Origin of the sequence: Rhodoferax sp. (genome assembly GCF_034519335.1) — a bacterium.
Taxonomy (GTDB): Bacteria; Pseudomonadota; Gammaproteobacteria; order Burkholderiales; family Burkholderiaceae_C; genus Allorhodoferax.
Map to the genome: position 1 here is coordinate 177,727 of NZ_JAXHOL010000044.1, position 25,765 is coordinate 203,491.

A 25,765-nucleotide genomic window follows, 5' to 3' on the forward strand; every position below is an offset into this window, starting at 1 on the left:
GACGAGATTGCCACTGGTACACGGAAGTCTACGGAGACCGATCTGTTGCTGGAATTCTCGGAACTATTGGCATATTCACATCAAGAGTTTTTCTCGCAGTTTCTGCAAATTCACCCGAATGGGGGATACCGCAAACTTGTGAAGAAATGTAAAGTTCGCCCAATTTAAATGTCCCTTCATTCGGAAGGAGATGGATTTGAGGGGAATTCGTGTCCGAGACAGCAGGTCCAAGCGGGCCAGAGATCAGTGCAACCCAACGAGATACAACGTCGGCCAGTCCGTCTGCTGGCGCAGCGGCCTTGTCATCCCTCTGCGCCATCGCCCGTTTCCACCAAGTAGCCTCCGACCCCGCCACGCTGGCCCACCAACTGGGCATCGCCAGCACTGACGCAATCACCACCGACGACCTGCTGCGCGCCGCCCAACACTTGGGCCTTAAAGCAAAACTCAGCCGTTCCTCGATTGCCCGTCTGGGCCTGCTCCCCCTGCCAGCGTTGGCCGTCATGCACACCGACGACGGTTCCCTGCGCGTCGTCATCCTGGCCCAAAGTGACGGCAAACGTGTGTTGTTTCAGGACCTGGCCAAGGCCCCTGTTCCCGGTGCAGCTTCCGGCCCCACCATCGAGTCCAGCGAAGTCTTTGCCACCCAATGGACCGGCGAACTCATCCTGATCACCAGCCGGGCTTCCTTGGCTGGTTCGTTGGCCAAGTTTGACTTCACCTGGTTCATCCCCAGCCTCGTCAAATACCGAAAACTCTTGGGCGAAGTGCTCTTGATCAGCTTCATGCTGCAGCTCTTCGCCCTGGTCTCCCCCTTGTTCTTCCAGGTGGTGATGGACAAGGTCTTGGTTCACAAAGGCATGACCACCCTGGACGTGTTGGTCATTGGATTGGTCATAGTGGTGGTGTTTGAGTCAGTCCTCAATGCGCTACGCGCCTACGTCTTCAGCCACACCACCAGCCGCATCGACGTCGAACTCGGCGCCCGGCTCTTCCGCCATCTGATCCAACTCCCCCTCTCGTACTTCCAAGCCCGCCGTGTCGGCGACTCCATTGCCCGCGTGCGTGAGCTGGAAAACATCCGCAGCTTCCTCACCGGCAACGCCATGACCGTGTTGCTGGACGTGGTCTTCTCGGTGGTCTTCATCGCCGTCATGTTCTTCTACAGCGTGCCCTTGACCCTCATCGTGCTGGTCAGCCTGCCGTTGTACTTTGGCCTCTCCTTGGCCGTGGTCCCCATCCTGCGGGCCCGCCTGGACGTCAAGTTCGCCCGCGGTGCAGAAAACCAGTCCATGCTGGTGGAAACCGTCACCGGCATCCAGACCGTCAAAGCCACAGCGTTGGAGCCCAGCTTCGCCAAACGCTGGGACACCCAACTCGCGTCTTACGTCTCCGCCTCCTTCAAAACCCAGAACCTGGCCAGCGTGGCCCATGAGGGCGTCAACCTGATTGGCAAGCTGGTGAATGCCGCCACGCTGTGGTACGGCGCCCACCTGGTGATGGAGAACCAACTCAGCGTGGGTCAGTTCGTCGCCTTCAACATGTTTGCAGGCCGGGTCTCCCAGCCCATCATGCGCATGGCCCAGCTATGGACCGACTTCCAACAGACCGGCATCTCGGTCGCCCGCTTGGGCGACATCTTGAACACCCGCACCGAAGTTCCTCCCAGCAGCACCGCCCAGCTTCCTGCATTGAAGGGCCGCATCACCCTGGACAAAGTGGTCTTTCGCTATCGCCCCGAAGCGGCACCGGTTCTGAACGGCATCAGCCTGGACATCCGCCCCGGCGAAATCATCGGCATCGTGGGCCGATCAGGCTCCGGCAAGAGCACCCTGACCAAGTTGGTCCAGCGCCTGTACAGCCCCGAAGGCGGCAGATTGCTGGTCGACGGCATCGACATCAGCCTGATAGACGCTGCCCAACTGCGCCGCCAAGTTGGCGTAGTCCTTCAAGAAAACCTGCTCTTCAACCGCTCCATCCGAGAAAACATCGCCATTGCCGACCCGGCCGCCCCCATCGAAGCGGTGATGCGCGTGGCCCAACTGGCCGGTGCGCACGACTTCATCAGCGAACTGCCCGAAGGCTACGACACCGTGGTGGGTGAGCAGGGCGGCAGTCTCTCGGGTGGCCAGCGCCAACGCGTGGCCATAGCCCGAGCCCTGTTCACCAACCCCCGCATCCTGATCCTGGACGAAGCCACCAGTGCCTTGGACTACGAGTCAGAGGCCATCATCCAGAAAAACATGCAGTACATCTGCCAGGGCAGAACCGTGCTCATCATTGCCCATCGCCTGTCTGCCGTCAGAAACGCCCACCGCATCATCGTCATGGAGAAGGGCCACATCGTGGAAGCGGGACCACACGAAGCCTTGATCCAGAAGCCCAAGGGGCTGTACGCCCACCTGTGGGCCATGCAGGATGGGGTGAAAGTGGAGACAGATGTGGAGGCACAGGCATGAGCGCAACACCCCGCCACCCCACGCTAGAGCTGCTGCAGCGCTACCAAGCCATCTTTGCAGCCGCCTGGGCCCACCGCAAAGAACTGGCGGGCCCGGCAAGATTGGCCGACGAAGTCGCCTTCCTACCCGCAGCCCTCAGTTTGCAAGACACCCCGGTGCACCCGGCACCCCGCCGCCTGGCCTATCTGCTCATGGGCCTGTTTGTCCTAGGCCTGGTCTGGGCCATGGTGGGTGAAGTAGACATCGTCGCCACCGCCCCCGGCCGCATCATCGTCTCCGACCGCACCAAGGTCATCCAACCCCTGGAAGCCAGTGTCGTCAAAGCCGTGCTGGTTAAAGACGGTGACAAGGTGCATGCCGGCCAAGTGCTGGTGGAGCTGGACCCCACCATGGCCAGTGCCGACAAGGCCAGCGTGCAAGAGCAGTACAAAGCCGCCCTGAGTGAAGAACAGCGCACCAACGCTCTGCTGCAATTGCTATCAAAAGAGAAGCTGTTCGCGCAGGTACTGAGAGGTCTAGAGGGTGATTTGAGCACTAACCCACAATCCAAGGCCCAGCTACAAGCCCAACTCCAGGCCCAACTTCAAGCAGAGTGGCAAGACATCAGCGCCAAGCTCTCCAAGCTCGATGCCGAAAGCAACCGCCGCCAGGCCGAGATCGCCACCGTCAAAGCCAGCATCGCCAAGCTGGAAGCCACCGTTCCCATGGCCCAAAGCCGGGAGGCCGACTTCACCCGGCTGGTGGACCAAGGCTTTATCTCCAGCCACGCCACCCAAGACAAGACACGGGAGCGGGTGGAGCTGGAACGCGACCTGGCCACCCAGAGAGCTAGACTCAGCGAAGCAATGGCTACCGCCGCAGAAACTGAACAAACCAAAGCCGCCTACAAAGCAGAAACCCAGCGCCAGCTCAACGACCGCTACGCCCAGGCCAGTACCAAACGCATCCAGCTCAGTGCGGATACCTCCAAAGCCGCCCAGAGAGAAAAGCAGACCCAGCTCGTCTCTCCGGTAGACGGCACGGTGCAGCAACTGGCTATTCACACCACCGGCGGAGTGGTCACCAGTGCCCAGCAGCTCATGGTGGTTGTTCCCGATGCCACGCAAGTGACGGCGGAAGTGGCCATTGCCAATCAGGACATCGGGTTTGTGAATGCCAGCCAAGCCGCAGAGATCAAGCTGGAGACCTTTAGCTTTACCAAGTACGGCACGGTCAAGGCCAGGGTGGACAACGTGTCGGCGGATGCGGTGACGGATGAGAAGCGGGGTAGCTTTTACCCGGCCATCTTGACGCTGGAGAAGAAGGACATGTTGATTGACGGAAAGCAAATACCTATCAGTCCCGGGATGAACATCACTGCGGAGATCAAGACGGGGAAACGAAGAATCATCGAATTCCTGCTGAGCCCGGTGCAGAAGATGGGTAACGAGAGTTTGAGGGAGAGGTGATGAAGAGTATCAATGAAGTTATTTATTGCAGCGTGGCAGGCGACACCACAGCGACCAACCTGTTCTTGGGCGTGAACCCGTTTTACCGGGAGTTCACTACCCCGATTGCGCCCACGACGCTGGCGCAGGGGCTGCCGGAGATGCGGGGGAGTGGGTGGGTGCGGGATTTGCGGTTACAGAGAAATAGCCGCCAGAGGCGAAAGTGCTACAGAGTTGATAGCTGCTTGCGCAATAGGTGCGGGGGTTACTCCCTTCACTTCACAAATAAAACATCAAAGACTTGGCCATCATTAAAGCGCGATGCTCGCCGCCCAACTTCCACAAGGTGCCTATGAAAAAGTTTCTCTTCCGCTACTTCAATCCAAATCTCGCACTCATCGTATTGGTGATCGCTGCGACAGGGATATTGCTGTACCGCAAGTATGCAAGCCCGCCCGTTCCCGACATGTCGAAACCTGTCGTGTACTACTTAAGTGATGAATTGCACTTTGCTGCAATTCCATATGAAGCAGAACAGGAGCACAGAGCAGGAAAAGTGTTAGTTGACAAGGCTGCATTGCGCGCCTCGTTTCCAATTCCCCAAGCGTTGGGTTCCACAAAATTCACGAGCATGGAGTTTCTTATCCCTGGTGTGCAAGGTTTGGCTGACCCGACTGCCTATTTCGCTACCTATCCAATGGAACGTCGGGACGATAACGTTGTAACTGTTTGGAATATTGCCCCGTGGAGCAAAGAAGACTATGCCAACAACCCACCCGGCGCGAGAGATAGGCGCACGACTTGGACACGCACAGGCGACTATTGGCAGAAACATCCGCCAAAGGAAATGTACGGAATGCAGTGCTACGACCCAGGTGATAGCAAATCTTGCTTGGGTGAGATATTGCCCGGTGAGTGGGCAAGGGTAGATATTGACAACCTACCGGACTTCACAAAGTCACCAAACGCACTGCGCCCTTTGATGAGAGTTTCTTATTTCACAAAAGCTTACGGTGGTCTAACTATCCAATGGCGCACCCACGCCAAGCACGCTGCCAAGTGGCGCGAAATTGATGCCAAGTTCTGGCAACTGATGCATGAGCGCAATGTCTTGGAACAACCGTGAATATCAATACAACGACTTTACCCAAACACTGAAAACAGGAAACCATATGTCTACCATCGCAACACTCAATCCGACCCTATACGCAGAGATTCAAGCCATTGCCAATGCACCAGAGGGTGTGCACCAAGATTACTCTGGGATGTACAACGCCATTGCGCAGGGCATACGTGATGGCTCCATTGCAGTACCTGGTGGCGCAAACTCCAGCATTTATTTTTGGTACAGCAAAGCGGGTGCCGTCAACGCCAACGATACCAGCGACCCCGCAGCAGTATTTATTCGAACTGTTGCCACACGTGGATTGGCACGCGATGGCAAGAGTGCGGATCTCAACACAGTTTCAGACTCAATTGCCAAGAACATTGCAAGGCAAATTGTTGACGGCAATGGTTTGCCTGATTTCACGACCCAGTTGTCGAATGACATCGGAACTTCGTTGGCAGTGGGTGGCATTACGCTCGGTGGCTGGGGTGGTTCCTTCTATCACTGGAACGACATCTACCGCGATCCAATAACCAGAGAAGAAAAAACCGTTGGCGATTGGATCATGAGCAAGCCCGGCGAATTGGATAAATTCATCGATGTCAATTCAAAAGCCATTGCCGACGTAGCCCAACAGTTTCCAGCGTTACCGGGCAATGGCGGATTTTTGGATTCCATAGCCAAGGTATTCGAAAACATGGGGAAAGAAGCCCTTAGTCTGAAGACGGATGCCGGTCAGGCCTATGCAAGGGTAATCATCGCGGCCGCTGCTGAACTCAATGACAGGGGGTGGGACCTTATCAGCGATTTGCTTTATAGAGAATTCGTGGAAGACTCTGCTGGCATCAACGACATCGACTACGACATCAACGGCAACGTAAGCGGCAACTACCGCACCGGAGTCTCCACCCGCCCCGCCGCCCCCCGCGACCCCCTGGCCATAGACCTGGACGGCGACGGCATCGAAACCGTGGGCGTGGGCACCAGCCCTGTGCTCTTTGACCACAACGCCGATGGCATTAAAACCGGCACCGGCTGGGTCAAGGGCGATGACGGCTGGCTGGTGCTGGACCGCAACAACAACGGGCTGATTGACTCCGGGCGGGAACTGTTTGGTGTGGACACCCTGCTCTCGGGCACCGTGGGGGTGGATGCCACCTACGCCAGCACCGGCTTTGCAGCCCTCAAGACCCTGGACAGCAATGGTGACAACCTCTTTGATGCCAATGACACCGCTTTTGGCCAAGTGCGCATCTGGCAAGACAGCAACCAGGACGGCATCAGCCAAGGCACCGAGCTTTTTACCCTGGCACAAAAGAACATCGCCAGCATTGGCCTGAACGCCAGCACCACCACCCAGAATCTTGGCAACGGCAACACGGTCAGCGGCACCGCCACCGTAACCCGCACCAACGGCACCACCACCCTGGCAGAAACCGTGAGCGTGGCGGGCGACACCACTGCGGCCAACCTGTTCTTGGGCGTGAACCCGTTTTACCGGGAGTTCACTACCCCCATTGCGCCCACGACGCTGGCGCAGGGGCTGCCGGAGATGCGGGGGAGTGGGTGGGTGCGGGATTTGCGCGAGGCCATGAGCCTGGGCACACCCCAAGGCGACGCGTTGGCGGCGGCTGTGCAAAATTTTGCCAATGCCACCACCAAAGATGCACAAATGGCGCTGTTGGACGACGTGCTGCGCCTGTGGGCGGATAGCAACCAGGCGCATGCCCTGCCAACGGCCGATGACCCGACACGGCGCTTTGTGCTCACGGGGGATGCGGCCACCTCGGCCAAGCTGCAGGCCTATATCCCGGTGCTTGAGGTCTTCAATGGCATGAACGTGGCCGACTCCGGTATGCAGGCCCCCACGGTCAGCAACGGCGTGAGCACCTACAACGTGTTTGCAAACCAAGCGCCCATCCTGCTGCAGGCCTATGAGTCCCTGCGCGAGTCGGTGTACGGGGCGCTGGTGGTGCAGACGCGGTTGAAGCCGTATTTAGATGCGGTGGAGCTGGTGATTGATGAGTCAGGGGTGCAGTTTGATACATCTGGCGTTTTGGCGTTGGCATCTACCAAGGCCAACCAAGACGCATACAACACGGTGCTTGATTTACTTGAGCTAAGGAAGTACGCAAATACCTCTGCCCAAGCTGTGGGCCTGGAGGTCTACAAGACACTCAAAAACGTTTTGAACAACATTACGGTCACACCGGATGTTCAAGCGCTTCTTGCTACTGAGCGGATTGCCTCATTGGGACTGACGGGCACCACTTACTCTGCATCCAATGCCGGAGAAATCGTATGGGGTAACACAAACAATAACCTCATTACAGGCGGAAACGGAGCTGACCAACTATTCGGGTTTGAGGGTAACGACACACTCACAGCTGTAGGGGGTGGCGACACGCTGGACGGCGGTGACGGTGACGATGCGATGAGCAACAGCACAACGCTGTATGGCGGCACCGGCACCACTTTCATGGGCGGCAAGGGTAATGACACCATGTCTGGCAACATGGCCAGCGACACTTACGTCTTCAATCTGGGAGATGGTCAAGACACCATCAATGAGTTCTCTAACCAGTACTACTCACATACCGATGTGCTCACGTTTGGGCCAGGCATCCTGCCCTCAGCCGTCACGCCCACTCGCTCCGGCGTTCACCTGGTCCTCAAGGTCGGCACTGGTGGCGACCAGATCACGGTGAACAACTGGTTTGCTGACTCTGGCAGTTTCTACCAGATCGAGCAGATCAAGTTTGCAGATGGCACCACATGGAGCAATAGCCAAGTCAGCACCCGTGCACTGGAGGTGTTCGGCACCGAAGGTGCCGACACCCTCAGCGGTGTGGGCGCGTTTTATGACGTGCTGCGAGGCGGTGCTGGTAACGACACACTCACAGCTGTAGGGGGTGGCGACACGCTGGACGGCGGTGACGGTGACGATGCGATGAGCAACAGCACAACGCTGTATGGCGGCACCGGCACCACTTTCATGGGCGGCAAGGGTAATGACACCATGTCTGGCAACATGGCCAGCGACACTTACGTCTTCAATCTGGGAGATGGTCAAGACACCATCAATGAGTTCTCTAACCAGTACTACTCACATACCGATGTGCTCACGTTTGGGCCAGGCATCCTGCCCTCAGCCGTCACGCCCACTCGCTCCGGCGTTCACCTGGTCCTCAAGGTCGGCACTGGTGGCGACCAGATCACGGTGAACAACTGGTTTGCTGACTCTGGCAGTTTCTACCAGATCGAGCAGATCAAGTTTGCAGATGGCACCACATGGAGCAATAGCCAAGTCAGCACCCGTGCACTGGAGGTGTTCGGCACCGAAGGTGCCGACACCCTCAGCGGTGTGGGCGCGTTTTATGACGTGCTGCGAGGCGGTGCTGGTAACGACACACTCACAGCTGTAGGGGGTGGCGACACGCTGGACGGCGGTGACGGTGACGATGCGATGAGCAACAGCACAACGCTGTATGGCGGCACCGGCACCACTTTCATGGGCGGCAAGGGTAATGACACCATGTCTGGCAACATGGCCAGCGACACTTACGTCTTCAATCTGGGAGATGGTCAAGACACCATCAATGAGTTCTCTAACCAGTACTACTCACATACCGATGTGCTCACGTTTGGGCCAGGCATCCTGCCCGCAGCCGTCACGCCCACTCGCTCCGGCGTTCACCTGGTCCTCAAGGTCGGCACTGGTGGCGACCAGATCACGGTGAACAACTGGTTTAGTTCTACAACATATCAAATAGAAGCCATTCAATTTGCTGACGGTACTACCTGGAGTAGCAGCCGTATTGCTGATGCAGTTACGACGGATTTGATAGGTACGACAGCAGCCGACTCGCTCACGGGGACAGCTGGTTCAGACAACATCCTCGGCCTGGAAGGCAACGACACGCTCAATGGTGGAGCAGGCCATGACCGATTTGATGGAGGTCTGGGCAACGATGTCCTTGTAGGAGGCTTGGGAGACGACACCTATATCGTCGACTCAACCAAAGATACTGTTACAGAGAATGCCAATGAAGGATTGGATACCGTGGTTTCTAGTGTTGCTTGGACCTTGGGCGCCAATTTGGAAAACCTCTCATTGAGTGGTACCGCCGCAATCAACGGTACTGGCAACGCTTTCAACAACTCCCTGGTTGGAAACTCCGCGGCCAACACCCTTAACGGTGGAGCAGGTTCCGACTTCATGGTTGGCCTTGGCGGCAATGACATCTATGTTGTGGACGATGTCAATGATCGTATTGTCGAAAACCTCAACGAGGGAACTGACACTGTCCAATCTTCTATTACTTGGACACTGGGAGCCAATCTGGAGAAGCTGACTCTGACAGGGACTGCCGCAGTAAACGGTACCGGCAATGAATTGAACAATTCGTTGCTCGGCAACTCTGCCAACAATACCTTGATTGGAGGAGCAGGCAATGACACCCTCAATGGTGGTGCTGGTGCAGACACCTTGATCGGAGGTGTTGGTGCCGATACCTACGTGGTTGACAACGTTGGCGATGCCGTTGCCGAAGCTGCCAATGAAGGCACGGACACCGTTCAATCGTCTATCACTTGGACTTTGGGCGCAAACCTGGAGAAGCTCACGCTGACAGGCTCTGCGGCTATCCATGGCACAGGCAATGAGCTCGCCAACACCCTCACCGGTAACTCTGGAGCCAACACCTTGACAGGTGGAGCCGGCAACGACACCCTCAATGGTGGAGCTGGTGCTGATACGTTGATCGGCGGAACCGGAGACGATACCTACGTTGTCGACAATGCCGGAGACGTCATTACGGAAGCTCTCAATGAAGGTACGGACACAGTTCAATCCTCCATCACTTGGACTTTGGGTAGCAATCTGGAAAACCTGACGCTCACAGGCACTGCGGCCGTCAATGGCTCCGGTAATACACTTAACAACGTTCTGGTTGGTAATTCTGCGAGCAATACGTTGTCCGGTGGCGCAGGTAACGACACACTCAATGGCGGTGCCGGCGCTGATACCCTTGTGGGTGGCCTGGGAGACGATATCTATGTCGTGGACAACACCGCAGACATTGTTACCGAGGCAATCAATGAGGGTGTCGACCTTGTTCAGTCCTCTATTACCTGGACATTGGGTTCCAACTTGGAGAACCTCACCCTTACCGGCTCTGCCGTTATCAACGCTACAGGCAATGAACTCGACAACATCTTGCTGGGGAATTCTGCGAACAACACGTTGACCGGCGGTGCCGGGAACGATACGTTGGATGGAGGCGCCGGCAGTGACACCTTGGTGGGTGGTGCCGGAAACGACACTTATGTTGTGAACGTTGCAACCGACGTGGTGACTGAACTTGCTGCTGAAGGTTTCGATACGGTGAGGTCTTCCGTTACCTTGTTCTTAGGGGCCAACCTTGAAAATCTGATTCTGACTGGTACGTCGGCCATCAATGGCACAGGTAATGAACTCGACAACGTTCTGACCGGAAACTCTGGCAATAACACCCTTAACGGTGACACAGGAAGCGACATCCTCGACGGTGGTGCAGGTAATGACACCATGGTCGGCGGTATCGGCAACGACACCTATCAGTTTGGCCGCGGTTATGCCAGCGATGTGATTCAAGAGAACGACAGCACCTCCGGCAATACAGATGTTCTGCAGTTCCTGAGTGGAATCGCAAGTGACCAACTCTGGTTCAAGAAGATTTCTAATAACTTGGAAGTCAGCATCATCGGCACTTCTGACAAGGCGACGCTCACCAATTGGTACCTGGGCAACCAGTACCACGTAGAGCAGTTCAAAACTAGCGATGGCGAGACGCTGCTAGACAGCCAGGTGCAGAACTTGGTGAGTGCAATGGCTGCGTTTTCGCCGCCAACTGCAGGGCAAACCACACTGCCTGCTAACTATGCAAGTTCGCTGGCGCCGGTGATTGCGGCCAACTGGCAATAAGAAGAGGCTATAAGTATGGGGCGCTGCCATACTGGCGGCGCCCCATTCTTTTACAAGCGGCAGTTTCCACGCAGATTTTTTTTACAGATCAGCACAAGAATCTTGAGTCGAGGTGGTCAGCGACTCCCGGAATTGATGGTCAGTTCAACCGGAATACGCAGATCTCACGCACCGTCATGCCGCGTGCGTACATGGCCACGATCTTGTCGTCAAAGCCGGTGAAACGGCGCTCGTGCTTGGGGATCAGCAGGGGCTCGAAGCTGCCCGAGCGGTCACGTGGCACCTCGATGCGCACAGGGCCATCCTCGGTCAGGACAGTCTTGCCGGAGGCGCCGTTGCGATGGTTCTTGCCCTCGCTGGGCTTGTCCGAACCAGCGGCATAGCCCAGATGGTGGGTGAGCTCTGCGCCCAAGGCGCGCTCAATCAGCGCCTTCTTGAACGCCATGGAAGCGGCATTGACCGCCTCCGCGCTCATGGGGCCGTTAACAAACTGGTCAATGAGTTCTTTGGGGATGGTGGGCAGCACCTGTGCTGCTTTGGGCTTGCGTGTCTTGCTCGGCATTCATGTTCCTTAGTGACATGTTATGCCTCACACACAAAATTCCTGACAGGCTCACCAGCAAGTCTGCCTCACACAGAAAAATCACACACTCCCTTCGCTTGGTGGACAATTTTCAGATCAAATGAATGCGCGCATTAAATTTAACGCGCATAAAAATAATCTCATCATTTGCTAGGGAGCAAGAGCTATCTTTTTCTTACGCCTCTACGACGCGCTTGGACTGTCAAGTGGGTTGGCGATACTGCGGTGAGCAGTAGTAGAACAAAGCCCGCTTTGCCGAGGACTCTGTTTCTGCGCCCGTCAGCCAAGCCGCACAGACTGGGCTCGAGCAGGACCGCCATACAGATGCTGCGACCTGTACGCTTGCCTCGTGACCCCAGTCGCGCAGCACAGCTTGGACATTAAATGCATCTGGCAGTTCGCTCGGATTTTCAGTCTGACCCATTTCTGTGGCAGTCGCTTGGCCACGTGCGACCAGCTCAGCTAGCCGGACTTTCAAGTCCAGCGTCTCTTGCTCCATCAGTCTCTCGTAGTCAGGACTTCCGAACTCGCATCCGATTGGCGCTATGTTGTCCCAAGTTCTGCCTTCAGCAGACTGCTGCATAGATTCCGAAAGGCTCAGCTTTCCCTGGAGGACTTGTTGAATTCTTCGTTTGCGCTGTCGGTTGTTCATTTCTGTGCCTGATGGTTTGGCGATCTATCGCGTTATGGACGCAAGACTGGCACAAACCGGGTCCTTCGGCAACACGCACTATTGGCGGTGCAGCATGAAAGTAAAAATGCCATAAAAAAACCGCCAAGGTTGCGCATGCTGGAAACAGAGGCGTGGCGGTTATGTTGGTGCAAATTTTATCTCAATCGGATCGATTACCGGCTCGGCCACTCCAACAGTTTTCTCGGTTTGCAATCGATCCTAGTACCCCAAAGAAAACGCGGATCTTGTCAACCTGGAGATCTCACTTGTTCGCCCAGACATGTTTCAGGCGTTAGAGCTTTTGAAAACTTCATGACCAGTGCAACAGGTGCTAGAAATGTCACGCATACCCTGATACAAAGCTGCCATGCTCTTCGCTGAACCCATTGCATCTAGGTAGTCTTGTTAGACTTCGTTCAAGAAATAGAAAAGCCTGAGCTGGCATGATGACGATCTGCAGTCGAAAAATTTAGGGGGAGTTCATGTCTATAGCCAAGGCCTCACCGGCCAAACGTTTCTTTGTCGAAATGCTGACTCGAGACATCGAGTTGGCTGACGCGATACTTGATCTGCTGGACAACTGCATTGACGGCGCACTTCGTTCCGGTTCGAAAGACCCGAAGTTGCCGTACAAAGGCTGTCACGCACACATCGATCTAAAGCCCACGTATTTTCGTATTGCGGACAATTGCGGGGGAATCCCGCGAGTGTTGGCCGAAGAGCACGCCTTCAGATTCGGTAGAAAAGACCGGGGCCGCGATCAAGATCTGGCGACAGTCGGTGTCTATGGCATTGGTATGAAGAGAGCCATTTTTAAACTCGGAACGAATTGCACCATAGAGAGCAGACACGGTGAGGACAGATTCTCAGTAACCATCGACAAGAATTGGATTGACGACGACGACAAATGGGAACTCGAGTTGAGCAACACTGCGCCGAGCCTGAATGCCGCAGGCACAAAAATCGATATCGATCAGCTTCACCCCTCCGTAGCCATTGCGTTCAGCCAGGATAAAGGAGGCTTCGTCGACGATTTCCACCAAGTCGTTCAGCGCCATTACAGCTACGTCATCGAGAAAGGATTCGAAATAAAAGTCAATGGCAAATTGGTCTTAGCATCTACTTTGCAGACGCTTTTCGATGCGAATGATTTCGATGAAAGAGGCGGTATCAAGCCTTACGTTTATGAAGCCGAGCATGATGGCGTAACCGTAAACTTGGTAATGGGACTGTATGAAAAGCTTCCCACGGATCAGGAGCAAGAAGACAGTGAGAAAGGTGTGCGCAATAAGGAGAGTGCCGGCTGGACGATAGTTTGCAATGATCGTGTAGTTGTATCTTCAGACAAGACGAGGCTAACCGGTTGGGGCGAAGCGGGCGTTCCGGCGTATCACAGTCAATTCATCGCACTCGCCGGTATCGTTATATTCAAATGTAACGATGCCATTAAGCTGCCGGTCACGACCACTAAACGGGGTATTGATCAGAACTCTGAGCTGTTCGGCCACGTGAAAGAGGTCATGAGAGATGCGCTGAAACATTTCACTAGCTTTACGAACAAATGGAAAGCACAGTCTCCTGAGCGAGACGATATTCAAGGCACAGTCAAAGCCATTGATATTCGGTCGGCCGCGATCAGCATTCCTACCGACAAATGGAAGGCGGTGAAGAAGGGCATTCAAGGGAGACGGTTCGTACCTACGCTGCCAGAACCCGCGCGGGAAAATAAAACGCGACGCATTCAATTCACCAAACCGATTGAGGAAATCGCGGCAATTGGGGCGTACCTGCTTGAAGACGCCAAAGCGAAACCTGCGGATGTTGGAATAGCAACTTTTGAATGGGCTTTGAAGAAGGCGCAGAGCATATGAGCGGCGGTGCAGTCGCTTATCACCTTCGCGAAAACAAGGCCATAGAGCGGAACCTCTTTATCGAGGTGCTTGCCCGAGTCGCCCGCGTTGCAAATGTGTCCGATTACACCTATGTGGGATTTGGAGGTCCCTTTCTCGAAGACTTCCAGGCACTTCATTCCACGTTAAGAATCAGTAAGATGATTTCGATCGAGAGCGACAAGAACGTTTGTACCCGGCAGGCGTTCAATAAGCCGGCAGCTTTCATTCAGATCAAAAATGTGACTAGCGGGGAATTCCTGCGATCTCATGAGTTCGTGGACGGGAATATCGTCTGGCTCGACTACACAGCCCCCAAGGATTTGTACGTCCAACTTTCGGAGTTCCGTTCCTTGGTTGGCAAGCTCGGACGTTTCGATGTAGCCAAAATTACCTTGAATGCAAATCCATCGGCGCTTGGAGGCCAGAGTAAAGGAGTTGCTCTGCATGAGGAACGACGCCATGAGCTTGCAAAGCGACTTGGAGATCATTGCAAGTTCGAGTTGAATGACGATGACGTTTTGCCCAAAAACTATCCAACGACTCTTCTCAAGGCCGTTCGCAGCTGCCTAGGCGATTTGGCCGCACGCGCTTCAGGAGAGTATTTTCAGCCGCTGTCTGCCTTCATCTATAAAGACAGTGGACATCAGATGTTGACAGTCACTGGAGTAATACTCAATGCGAAAGATGACCAAGACAAAGCTGATTTTCTAGGAAAATCACGGATCGATCATTGGCCGTTTCGCAATCTCCATTGGTCCTCTCCAATCGAGATTAGCGTTCCTGCGTTATCGGCAAAGGAAAGGCTGGCCTTAGACAATGCGCTGCCGATTACTGATGAAGTGGATGCAGGTGATTACCTCGCCGATCAGTTGGGATATTGCCCGAGCGACCAGGAAAACATTCCGACTACAAAGTCGTTGCTCGCGAACTATGCAAAGTTCTACCGTGCCTACCCCCTATTTTCAAGGGTTGTACTGTAGACGTGGGAATGTCGGTTGAATTGCATTCGTGGTTAGAGGGGGTAGCGGAATCCGCACCTCACAAGCATTCCAGACGTAGACCACCAAAAATTCATCCAATGAATTACCAGAACCCTTGGGAGGTTCACGCTTGTGAAGCTGGGATCTTGTCAGTGGCCGCAGTTTCTTTGTTCGAGCGGACAGTACACGACATGCCCAAGAGCCGTACTATGTGCAGGCGTGATCTTAATTGGAAGGTACTTGTTTCGATTCGTATACAAAACGGAGTTGACGATTGACGTGCTCAGCAAATACCAGCGGATTTGACTACAAATTCACCCGTTTGGGGGATATCCAAATTGGCCAATGCCAGATAAAGTCTTTTGCTTCTCAATATCGCCTCTCTTCACAAAGTGCTACTTTCAATTAGATCCAACAAAACATGGGCCACAAGTCAAGTCGGCTCGTCGTTTGTGGTAGAACGGCCACTCGAAAATAGCGGTCGACAGGAACGCGTTTTTTTTATACACTCCGCGCGCGATCATTAAGCTAGGAGTTAAAAGTGGCGAAAATTGTTGACCTGTTTTGCGGCTGTGGTGGATTCGGTTTGGGGGCAAAGCTTGCTGGTTTTGATGTGACTATCGCCGTAGATATCGAAAAAACACTTCAATCTGCATACGCCAGAAATTTTCCAAATACAAAAGTAACTAATGGCGATCTATCCAAGATGGGGGCAAAGGAATGGGCCGCACTACTGGAGGATCAACAAATCGACGGCGTGATTGGGGGCCCACCTTGCCAAGGCTACAGCCGCATGGGAAAAGGTGATGTGAATGATCCTAGGCGTTCACTATTGAGACATTTTTTCAGAACAGTCAACATAATTTCCCCCAAATTCTTCGTTATGGAAAACGTTGAAGGCTTGTTAGATGAAAAAAACTCTAACGAGCTATTTGATGCCATCAAAGTAGTGGACAAAAAATACCACGTTTTACCTCCTGTGGTGGTGGATGCATCTAAATTTGGAGCTCCAACAAAGCGTAAACGGGTCGTTGTTGTTGGCTACGATCCGCTTGTGATGAATGCAATTTCTATCGCAGAAATTCTGTCGGTCAATAAAACGGCAGTCACGGTGAAAGATGCCATAGAGGATATAAGCGAGCCTGTGCCGCAGCAAAAGGATGCAACTCAGTATGGGTGGACAAAATACAGAACCACCAAAACACTTTCACAATACGCACTCAAGATGCGCACCCTACCCAGTGGCAATTTGGGTTGGCCGATAGCAATAGATTATCTGAAGCGAGGCTTGGTTTCAGGTAACTTCGATACAAAACATCACCCCAAAGTAAGCGCGCGTTATGGATCAATTGTTCCTGGAGAAACTGATCCCGTTAGCCGCTCAAAGAGATTATCTTGGGATGGCGTATGTCCAACACTTAGAGCGGGTACTGGTGCCGACAAAGGAAGCCACCAAGCGGTGCGCCCCTTGCATCCAAGTATGCCCAGAGTAATCACAGTGCGGGAGGCCGCCAGACTTCAAGGCTTCCCCGATTGGTTTGCCTTCCATAATACAAAATGGCATAGCTTCAGAATGATTGGAAATAGCGTGTCACCTTTGGTGTCAGAGGGGGTATTGAGCGTGATCAAAGCGAAATTGGCACCTGTGATTCACGCCAATATGATAGCAGCATAATTTGAATTTCAGAGACAAATGACTAAATCGATCATTAAAGAAATCGAAATCAAGACTGGAGTCAATTCGAATTATTTGGAAAACACGCTGACTACAGATATCACTGTTCTTGAGTCAATTTTTGATTTGATAGACAACTCTATTGATGCGGCTCGCGACCATCTAATTTCAAAAAATTTTGAACGGGATATTTACGGCCTCCCAGTCGATTATTCAGGATATAAGATAATTATTCGCTTAGGGAAAAAAAGTATAAGTGTTTTAGACAATTGTCTCGGTATGGACGAATCGACACTGTCGCTTCATGCCTTCAGAACCGCGGATACTTCTAGTCACAAGTACGGCATCGGTCACTATGGCCTAGGCCTCAAGCGCGCGCTGTTGAAATTTGGTAGGCAATTCTCCATGTCGTCCGACAATGGGAGCATTGCATTCAAGATGCATTTTGATAGTGAAATGATTTCCGGTGATAAGAAGCTGATGGCAGCGGCATACAGCTCTTCTGGTCATCGAAAGACGCTATTCGTGGTTTCAGAAGTCAAGTCAAATATTCAATACGAGATTCAAAGCCAGTCATGGTTTGAAAATGCAATAAAAGTATTAAAAATCCGTTATGCAGCTTACACCGCTAAGGGTTTACGAATCAGCATTTCGAACTCCTATTTTGGAGCATGCGCAAGAGCAAATGGCAATTTGCCAACTATCCGAAAAAATTCCAAATTCACTCCCATTAGTAAACCTGTTAAGGTTGAAGGAGTGGATGTCTACATTGATTCCGGAGTGCATGGGAAATATTATTTCCCAGCGGAAGATGGTTATTCATTGGCAATGAATAAGACGTTGACCGATGAGTTTGGCTTGTATTTCATATGTAATGATCGCGTAATCGTGTCTAGTAGCACAGCCAATGAGCATGGCTGGAAAACGAAATGGCACTCCGAGTACAACGGCTTCATATGTATCGTTCGGTTCGTATCCGAGGATCCACAAAAGATGCCGTGGAATACACTTAAAACCGCACTGAAGACAGATGGTCGATTATTTGTCCAAGTGAGGGATGAGCTTCAGCCTATCGCAGACTTATACCGGCAATCTGTCAAGAAACTCTATTCAACCACAGCCTTAAAAAATCCATTATCTAGCGGCGTCAATGGAGGTAATTCTAATGAATCAGTGAGTCTCCGTAAGAACGATGAGTTGGTCGCAACGAGTATTCGTGCTGGTGATGGCAAGCAAAAACCTTTCCCGTCCGCAGGAAAAAACCAGCAGATGCATCCAAAAAATTGGGATACTGTCCTCCCCGTTGAATTCCCTCATTCAGCTGATCCGGTCTTAAATGGTTTTATTATCGAGGCAATAAATTTGCGATGTGACGTTGCACCGTGTGCAAGCGCAATACTATTGCGGGCAATACTAGAAAGTTCTCTGCGTCAGTTTGTCAAAAAGTCAAAAAATTTCGAAGCGGTAAAGAATCATTTTTACTCTTCATCAGAAGGCGAGAAAAAGAATCACTCAGAGGCGCAACGGGCCATCCAAGGAATCGATTTGGTAATGATGCTGGCTTGGATTTCCGATGAAAGAGTTGCTATAAACATCTTTGGAATTGAAGAGAAACCACGGCTATGGTTGGCCTCAAAAAAAGCCAAGATGCATACTAAAAAACTAAATGGTATTGTTCATGGCTTAGACTTGATGGATACGTCGCAGATACAAACAATTCGAAACGAAATTTATTTGCTGCTGAAATTTTGTGTAGAAAAAAGTTTGACTAATTGAATGTTAACTTTCCTCGAAATCTGCTCCACTGGGGGTCAGTTTTCGGTCGGCGTCAACACACTGGGTTCTACGCGTCAAAACCGATAGGCCAACATACGTTGAGTATTTATTACCTACCCCCGCTCTAGGAAATACCCCCACAGGAATTGACCTGTTTTCCAATCAAGTTCAAAGGCATAGTCGCCTGCGTATTCCACCCACGCCAGAACGGCAAACTTACCGAGCTGACCTGTCTTGGGGTTGTCCCACGGTGTGGTGAGCCCCAGGAAACGGCTTGGGTAACCCGCGCTCTGCGATGTGGGTCTTTGGGTCAGTTGCCAAGGCATTGCCAAGCGCACACGCTCTTTGCCGTAGACGTCCAACAGCACGAGGTTGTCTGAGCGTTCGACATGCTCGCACAAGAGAAAACCAGTAGCATCTGGAAGCTCATATAACGGATCATTGCGCTGATTTAGTCGCTCAATTTGCACACCATCAACATGCCACGTGTGTTTTACGATTGGGCCAAAAACCGGATCATCTGGGTTGCTTCTTCTCCAGACCTCGTAATCCTCTGTGAAGGTCAATTCCGGAAGGAAATCACCTCGATTGTTGTGGCAAATCAGGTTTGAGACCAAATTCATGGCAACTTGTTTCCATTCACAAATTTAAAGTACTCAGCTCCATTGCGCGGAGGGAACAAGAAATTCAATTGGTTAGCCCCCCCGCCAGCTGATCCCTGTTTTCCCACAACTCCAATCTGCGCATTGAGCGGCTTGATGATCTCCAACTCCACAACATAGCCCACATCCTTCTTGAAGCCAGTAGTGATAGCCAAGTCGTTACGCGCAAATGCTTGGTTGGGGATGTTGTCAAACGAAGCCCAATTTCCTACATATGACGTATCCGATTTGATTATTCGGTCATACGCCGCTTTATCTACCACCATCTGCACTTTGGTCCCTGGCTTGAGGGTGGCTTCAGCGATTTGGGTTCCCTCTTTCCACGCTGGCGATTTGTTGAATGCGCCCATCAGTGAGTTCACCTCTTCAGCCGATTTGAATCCGTGGACTCGCCCAATACTGCCAGACATTTTTGCCATGTCGCTAGCAGCAGAGGTCACCAACTTGTAGGCTGCGCCTCCCAAGGGCAATGCCGACGCAGCAACGTTGAGCACTCGCTCAGCCGTTGAGAGTTCTTCCCCAGATAGGCTTTTACCGGTTATGGCTTGATATAACGCGATAGGCGTGCCGTAGAGCGGCAGTAGCGCTGCTAGGTTCTCACCCAGTCGCATGGCTTGCTCTGTTGTGAGCTTGCTGTTCTGACTGATGGCCACCAGATTGCCCGCAGCTTCGAGCTTCTGCATTTGCAGATCGATGTTGCGCATGTCATTCAAGGTGCACTGGTTTCCACATTGGTTCATCAAGCGGGCGTTTTCTTGACTGACGGTCCTGCGTACCGACGCAAACGGGCTGTGGCTTACATAGTTCAGTGCGGTCTGTGGCAGAGCAGCGGAAGCTCCAGCAGCACCCCCTGCCGCAGCACCGATGACTGTGCCCATCAAGGTGGTCAATCCCTGGCGCACCTCTTCCGGCAAGTTAAGATTTGCAATCTCCTCGCCAATGATCGGAACAGTTTGTTGGGCTGCCACGGCACCGGCAGCGCCACCCGTGCCACCGGTCAACGCTCCCAGACCTCCGTACATCGCGGTTCTGTAGAGCCCGCCTTCATCCCATTTGGCAGCCTCCGCTTCATTGCCTTGCCTGCGCAGCTCTATGGCTTTGTTGTCAGCAAACTTGGAGGCTACGGGTACCACCTGCTTGCCAAACTCACTGGTAATCGCCACCTGCGCATTAACCTCTTTGGTGACTTGGGCCTGATCAAATATCTTCTGGATACCCGTCTCCGCATCCCCCGTCCTTGCCGCTTGGTTCCCCGCAATCCCGCTGATGGCCGCCTTGGTGGTGCTGCTTGCACTGCCACTGTCTTGCCCGGCCCCCGCACTGCCACCACTGCTGCCTACGCTCACCTGGTAGCTCTCTGCGGAGTAGCTGGCGCTGTTCTGGATATCGCTGGTAGTTAGCTTTGCCGTCTGGAAGCTGTTCTTGTTGTCGTCAATCGCCTTTTGGGTGCTGGTGATGGCGCCAGCCTTCAAGTCGGTGTTGCCTTGCACGTTGACGTTAAAGCCGCCGTCGCCTGCGCGTATGCCGCTTTGCTCGGTGACGCTTTGGTAGTCGCTGTTGATCTTGGTGGCGCCCACACTGACGCTACCACCAGCGCCATAGCCAATCGTGGCAGAGCCGCTGCTGTTCTGGCTGGACTCTTTGTAACTGCTGCTGTCTTGCAGGCTCTCAATATTGAGGTTTCCTGCTACTACTGCGTTCACAGCTTCAGCCTTGACGACTGCGCCCCTAAGGGTGGTATCGCCACCGCTTTGGATGTTGACCACCTTGCCGCCCTGAACTTGGGTGTTGGTGTAGTACACATCCTGGCCGTTGCCGTCACCGCTTCCTTGGCTTGCAGAGACAGTGACTCCAAACTTACCTTTGCCCAGTGTCACACCCACGCTGCCAGAGCTGGACTTTTGATCACTGGTCTGCGTGCTCGTGTTGACGGCGGCCAGCAGTAGCACCTGGTTGTCGGCTTGGAGGGTGGTGGTGTCGCCAGACTGGACGGTGCTGCCTTGGAGGGTCAGGTTGCTGTTTTGCGCGTCACCGGTGGCGCGGATGGTGGTGTTGCCACCTGCACTGACCGTGCTGCCGCGCGCGGTGTTGCTGGTGTTGGTGGATTTGCTTTCGCTGCTGGAGCTGCCTATGCTGATGTTGAATTCCAAATCGGTTGCCTTACTGGCTTGACCGTTCATCAAATCACCCAGCTCTTTAATCGCACCTTTTGAGGCCATGGCTGCACTTGCAGCGGCCAACGCCTTCATACGGTCGCTCTTGGTGTTTTCGGCAGCCGTGGCCATCTTTTGCATGGTCTGAGCGGCACTCACCACAGGGTTGCTCAAGCTCAGGGTGATGCCGCTTTGCTTGAATTCTGTCTTGGTCTCAGAGGCACTTGTTTCTCTGGCTTCTACGATGTCCACTTTCTTGGCGGTGATGTCGATGTTGCCAGTGCCTGCGACGGTGCTGGTGGCCAACACATCGCTGCCGGTTTGGGTAAACGTCTGGCCGGCAGTGATTTTCACATTGCCGCCTGTGCTGCCTACGGTGCTGGCGGCTGCAGTGGTACTGGTGGACTTTTGATCGGTGCTTTGCTCACGGGTACCCACGCTTAGGCCCAAGTCACCGCCACTCATCAGCCCCGACTCGCTCTTTGCCGAGAAACTGCTCCGAGTCTGGGTGTTGGTACCGGCTTCAATCTTGACGTTGTTCGCAGCGGTCAGCGTCACATCTTTGTCAGCCACGACGTTGGAAGCCTTGATGCCGATGTCCTTACCACTGTTGACCGTCACATTGCTGCCACCGAAGTTGCTAGCCACTGCCTGGGTTTGGCTGCTGGACTGGCGATCAGTGCTCAGGTTGGAGGCAAAGAAGCTGCTGCCAGCCGTGGTGCGGCCGGACGACTGCGCACTGGTTGCCACGCCTGCTTCGATAGTGACGGAGCCACCCGCCGTGGCTACGACATTGGCATTGCTCTGAACGTCAGCGGCGCGGGCGGCAATGTCTTTTCCAGCTTGGAGCTTTACCTGGCCCGTGCTTTGGATGGTGGTGCCGACTTCTGCGCTTTGGCTCTGGCGGTTGAAGTTGTCGGCATTAAGGGTGGCATCAAAGGTGCTGCTGGTGTTGACCGTCTTCAGGTTCAGGTTGTCTGCAGCGGTGATGGTTACATCTCCACCACTTTGGATCAATGCGCCTATCAGGTTGGCATCTCGGCCTGCACTGGCCAGCAGGGTGCCGCCTGCTTTGCTGACATACAAACCGGCGACGCGGCTGACTGCTTCGTTGGTGGTTTTGACACCCCCTCCGCCGCCCGCGCCACCGATCACTACCGCCAATCCTTGGCCAGAACCGCCACCGCTTCCAGTGCTGGCGGTCTGCTTGGTGGTGCTTTGCACGTTCAGATCGCGACCCGCCGTTGCGATCAAACTGCTTTGTGCCGCAACTGTGCCGCCTATGTTGTTGATGTCTTGCGTGGCGTCCAGCTTGACCGTGTCTGCCTGGACTAAGCCAGCCAGATTATTCACGTTCTGTGCCGTGATCTGCACCAGCTGGCGCCCCAGAATGGAGCCGCTGTTGCTCACATCCCCTGTGGTGTTGATGTTGACGGTGTTGCCCGACAGGAGTGCGCCCGTGGTGGACAAATCGCCTTCGCGCACCATGGCGTACACCTGCGGCACCAAGGCCTTTTGTTTGCTGCCATCCTTGAGGGTGACTTCTTTTTCTACCAGCCAGACGATATCGCTGGTGAGTTGGGCCACTTGCGCTGCAGTCAGGGCGATGCCGGGACGCAGCTGGTAGGTTTGGGCGAAGGTGATTGCGCCGTTCATGAGGGCCTGGTACTGGGCTTCATCGCTGGTGTAGTTGCCCAAGTAGCGGCGGCCAGTGAGCTGGGCCACTTGTTCATTGATCAAGCGCTGTTCATAGAAGCCGTCGCCCAGGCGTTTTTGGGTGACGCTGGGGTCCAGGGCCAGGCTGGCCAGCATGTAGTCGCTGCCTAGCCAGTTGCGCATATTGGCAAAGCGCGGATCGGCTTCTACGATGTACGCAGCTCCCAGGTTGTTGTTGATGCGGTACTGGGCCGATGTGGGCAAGTTCCCCAATGTACTGGCGCTGGGGCTGAATGCACTGCGTGCCGAGGGTGACGTGGGCGGTGACTCGCCCCGCTGTACGGTCTGGTTGTCCGCCACATCGTTGCTGTAGCCGCTTTCCTCCCACCATGCGCGCTCTTTCCATCCCCAGTCCCAGTACCGCGCAGTACGCCGCTGGTAGGTGGTGCCGCGCTGCTCTTTGAACAGGGCAACGTCAATGCCCTGGTTGTTCACTGTTGCTCCGGTGACGTTCAGCGCAGCACCAGCCAGAATCTGGCCGCTGCTGTTGAGCGCGTTGTTGCTCGCGTCCAATGTGATGTTATTGCTTGCCAGAATCTTGCCCGCGCCGTTCACTCCCTCTACAGCGACTGCACGGTAGGTCGTCTCGGTGTAGTTTGAGTAACAACTGTCACCGCAACCACTGCTGCCTGGCAGTTCAGAGACTTTGTCCACTTCATAGGTGAGCGATGTGTAGCTGTTTGTGATGTTCTGGGTTTTGATATCCATCGAGCCTAGAGATTCGATGGTGGCGCTGTTGTTGGTGATCGTACTAGCGCGGCCAGTTGCCTGGTTGTTTGCATCCAGACTTCCGCCAATCGCCATGTCGCCTTGGCTATAGATGACAGCACCCTCTTGGTTGTTCAGCGTACCCACACCCAAATCCATCCGGCCAGTCCGGGCTGCAATGATCGGGGCGCTCTGGCCCACCACTGCGGGGGTGTTGTTCAGGGTGTCCGCTTGGACAGCGACCGTATCGCCGTAGATTTTTCCGGCGCCGGTATTGTTGACCGTGGTGGCCTTAATGAGCGCGGTTTTGCCTTCGATCAAGCCAGTGTTGGCTAACAGACCATTGGCTTGCACAACCAGGGCGCCGCCATTGGCAGCAATCGATCCGGCGTTGTTTACGCCCAGTCCTGCCTCTGTACCAACCAGCGTGATCTTGCCCGCATACATGCCGCCCAGCGCAGCTACGTCCAGCGCTACGGTAGGGACAGTGCCTGTGCCTGCTATAGCCGTGGCACTGGTGTTGGCGGCGTTGACTTCATTGGCGCCGGTGGTAACTTTGAGGTCTTTGGCCCAGATGCCGGCGTTGACTTGCACGGCGCGAGCAATAATGTTGGTGAAGTCGGCATTGCTGGTGTCCAGCCCAGCGCCGTCTACCGTGACGGTGCCGCGTTGCACGCGGTAGCCATCAAGGTTGCCGCCATTGAGAACCGGCGCACCGGTGGTCAGCGTGACGCCACTGGCATTGATAAAGCCACCACCATTTACGGCGATGCCCGCTGGATTAGCGATGATGACTTCAGCGCGCTGGCCGGCCACTTCCACGAATCCTTTGAGCTGGCTCGGGTTGCTGGAATTGACTTCGTTGAGGATGACGCGGGCAGAGCCAGCAGCCAGGTTGCCGTTGTTCTGCACCCAGCCACCCAGCTGGGTTTGCACGTTGGCGGTGGCGTTGTTCAAGATGACGCCAGCGGCGCCCACATCAAACTGGCTGTAGACGTTGCGGCTCACCCCCGCCGCGCTGGGGGCCTGGATGTTGACTTGGGTGACGCCGTTGGCACTCGTCACGATCTGGGGTTTCTGATTGCCTGCTGCATTGGGATCCGCGACAACTTGGCCCCAAGCCAGGGGCGACAGTGCAAAAGCAAACAACGCCAGCCCAACATTGCGCCCTCGGTGTTCGCCACTGGCCGGTTTGCCCTTGCCAATGGCCACCTCACTCACCGCCATTACCTGGCCTCGGGCTGCGTTGAAGACGAGACGGAATAGGTTCTGGTTCATATTCTGAGATTCAAAGAATTGGATTGGTGTGGCGTGAAGTGGCCGTTGGGACTGCCTACGATTCGTTAGAACCTGTAGGTAATTCCTAAATTCAGATTGCCTTGCTTGGGCTGTGCAGTTGAGTTGGCTGCTGTGTTCTGGGTGTCGAACTTCACAGTTTCGTACTCGGCGCTGAATTCCAAAGATGGGGTCAAGGCATGTGCATATCCAATGCCAAAGCCGGTTCCTTGATGGGTTTTGGTCATGTCGAAGCCTGAGGTGGACATGTAGTTGACCGTCATTTGGTGCAGCGCTAGCTTTCCGTAGACCAAGCCATCGTTGCTGATACGGTAGCCCGGTGCAAAAGACACCGCGATGTGCTGTTTAGCGGTTGCTGTACTGGTGACACCACCACTGGTATAGCTGCCGTAGTCAGAGTTCTTTAGACCCAACGATAGGCCTAAAGTACCGACCCAGTCTTTGCCCATAGCGTAGCCATAGCTAGCAGTTATGGAAGCCTCCGTGCTGTTGTTGGATAGGTCGGAAAGGCCACTCGTCACGTCCATGGAGTTTTTAACGAACGATAGGTTGGCACCAATACCGAAGCCCGTGAAGCTGGATTTGGAGGCGGTTTGCCCAAAGCTGGCTGTAGATGCCATCGCGGTTGTCAAAGCGATAGCTGTGGCGGCACGGGAGATAGATTTCATGAAACTACTTTCTCTAAAAAGTGG

11 protein-coding genes and 1 pseudogene are annotated in these 25,765 nt (G+C 54.1%); 8 read left to right on the forward strand and 4 right to left on the reverse strand.

All coding sequences use genetic code 11. From position 1 onward, the window contains the following. Positions 1-242 precede the first annotated feature (242 nt). From U5O12_RS20155 to U5O12_RS20170, 4 genes are all read left to right on the forward strand, one after another. Positions 243-2,459 (forward strand): type I secretion system permease/ATPase, encoded by a 2,217-nt coding sequence (locus U5O12_RS20155; RefSeq protein WP_322580488.1) that lies wholly within the window; start codon positions 243-245, stop codon positions 2,457-2,459. Further along, positions 2,456-3,907, forward strand: a complete 1,452-nt coding sequence (locus tag U5O12_RS20160; protein ID WP_322580366.1) for an HlyD family type I secretion periplasmic adaptor subunit — start codon at positions 2,456-2,458, stop codon at positions 3,905-3,907. The genes U5O12_RS20155 and U5O12_RS20160 overlap by 4 nt, the downstream gene beginning before the upstream one ends. A 331-nt stretch (positions 3,908-4,238) precedes the next feature. Further along, a complete protein-coding gene (locus tag U5O12_RS20165) occupies positions 4,239-5,012 on the forward strand; it encodes a hypothetical protein (protein ID WP_322580367.1) in 774 nt (257 codons plus the stop codon). A 46-nt stretch (positions 5,013-5,058) separates the two neighbouring features. Further along, positions 5,059-10,959 carry a calcium-binding protein gene (locus U5O12_RS20170; protein WP_322580368.1) on the forward strand — a complete coding sequence of 1,967 codons (5,901 nt, stop codon included), beginning with the start codon at positions 5,059-5,061 and terminating at the stop codon, positions 10,957-10,959. 151 nt (positions 10,960-11,110) lie between these two features. Here U5O12_RS20170 and U5O12_RS20175 read toward each other — a convergent pair. After that, positions 11,111-11,521: pseudogene (locus tag U5O12_RS20175) on the reverse strand (transposase); the annotation flags it as partial. A gap of 1,176 nt (positions 11,522-12,697) precedes the next feature. Between U5O12_RS20175 and U5O12_RS20180 the strand changes: the two are divergent. From U5O12_RS20180 to U5O12_RS20195, 4 genes are all read left to right on the forward strand, one after another. Next, a complete protein-coding gene (locus U5O12_RS20180; protein ID WP_322580369.1) occupies positions 12,698-14,086 on the forward strand; it encodes an ATP-binding protein in 1,389 nt (462 codons plus the stop codon). After that, positions 14,056-15,087, forward strand: a complete 1,032-nt coding sequence (locus tag U5O12_RS20185; protein WP_322580370.1) for an O-methyltransferase — start codon at positions 14,056-14,058, stop codon at positions 15,085-15,087. Before U5O12_RS20180 ends, U5O12_RS20185 begins: the two co-directional genes overlap by 31 nt. A 541-nt stretch (positions 15,088-15,628) precedes the next feature. Further along, positions 15,629-16,762, forward strand: a complete 1,134-nt coding sequence (locus U5O12_RS20190) for a DNA cytosine methyltransferase (RefSeq protein ID WP_322580371.1) — start codon at positions 15,629-15,631, stop codon at positions 16,760-16,762. 18 nt (positions 16,763-16,780) lie between these two features. Next, complete coding sequence (locus U5O12_RS20195) at positions 16,781-18,538, forward strand: ATP-binding protein (RefSeq protein WP_322580372.1); 1,758 nt, start codon at positions 16,781-16,783, stop codon at positions 18,536-18,538. Positions 18,539-18,651: 113 nt separating this feature from the next. On the opposite strand, the gene U5O12_RS20200 is transcribed toward U5O12_RS20195, so the two are convergent. The 3 genes from U5O12_RS20200 to U5O12_RS20210 all read right to left on the reverse strand — a co-directional run bounded on the left by U5O12_RS20200 (position 18,652) and on the right by U5O12_RS20210 (position 25,741). Then, positions 18,652-19,161, reverse strand: coding sequence for a hypothetical protein (locus tag U5O12_RS20200; protein ID WP_322580373.1), 510 nt, complete (start codon positions 19,159-19,161; stop codon positions 18,652-18,654). Further along, complete coding sequence (locus U5O12_RS20205) at positions 19,158-25,055, reverse strand: hemagglutinin repeat-containing protein (RefSeq protein WP_322580374.1); 5,898 nt, start codon at positions 25,053-25,055, stop codon at positions 19,158-19,160. The genes U5O12_RS20200 and U5O12_RS20205 overlap by 4 nt, the downstream gene beginning before the upstream one ends. A gap of 65 nt (positions 25,056-25,120) precedes the next feature. Then, positions 25,121-25,741 (reverse strand): porin family protein, encoded by a 621-nt coding sequence (locus U5O12_RS20210; RefSeq protein ID WP_322580375.1) that lies wholly within the window; start codon positions 25,739-25,741, stop codon positions 25,121-25,123. Between the last annotated feature and the right edge of the window lie 24 nt (positions 25,742-25,765).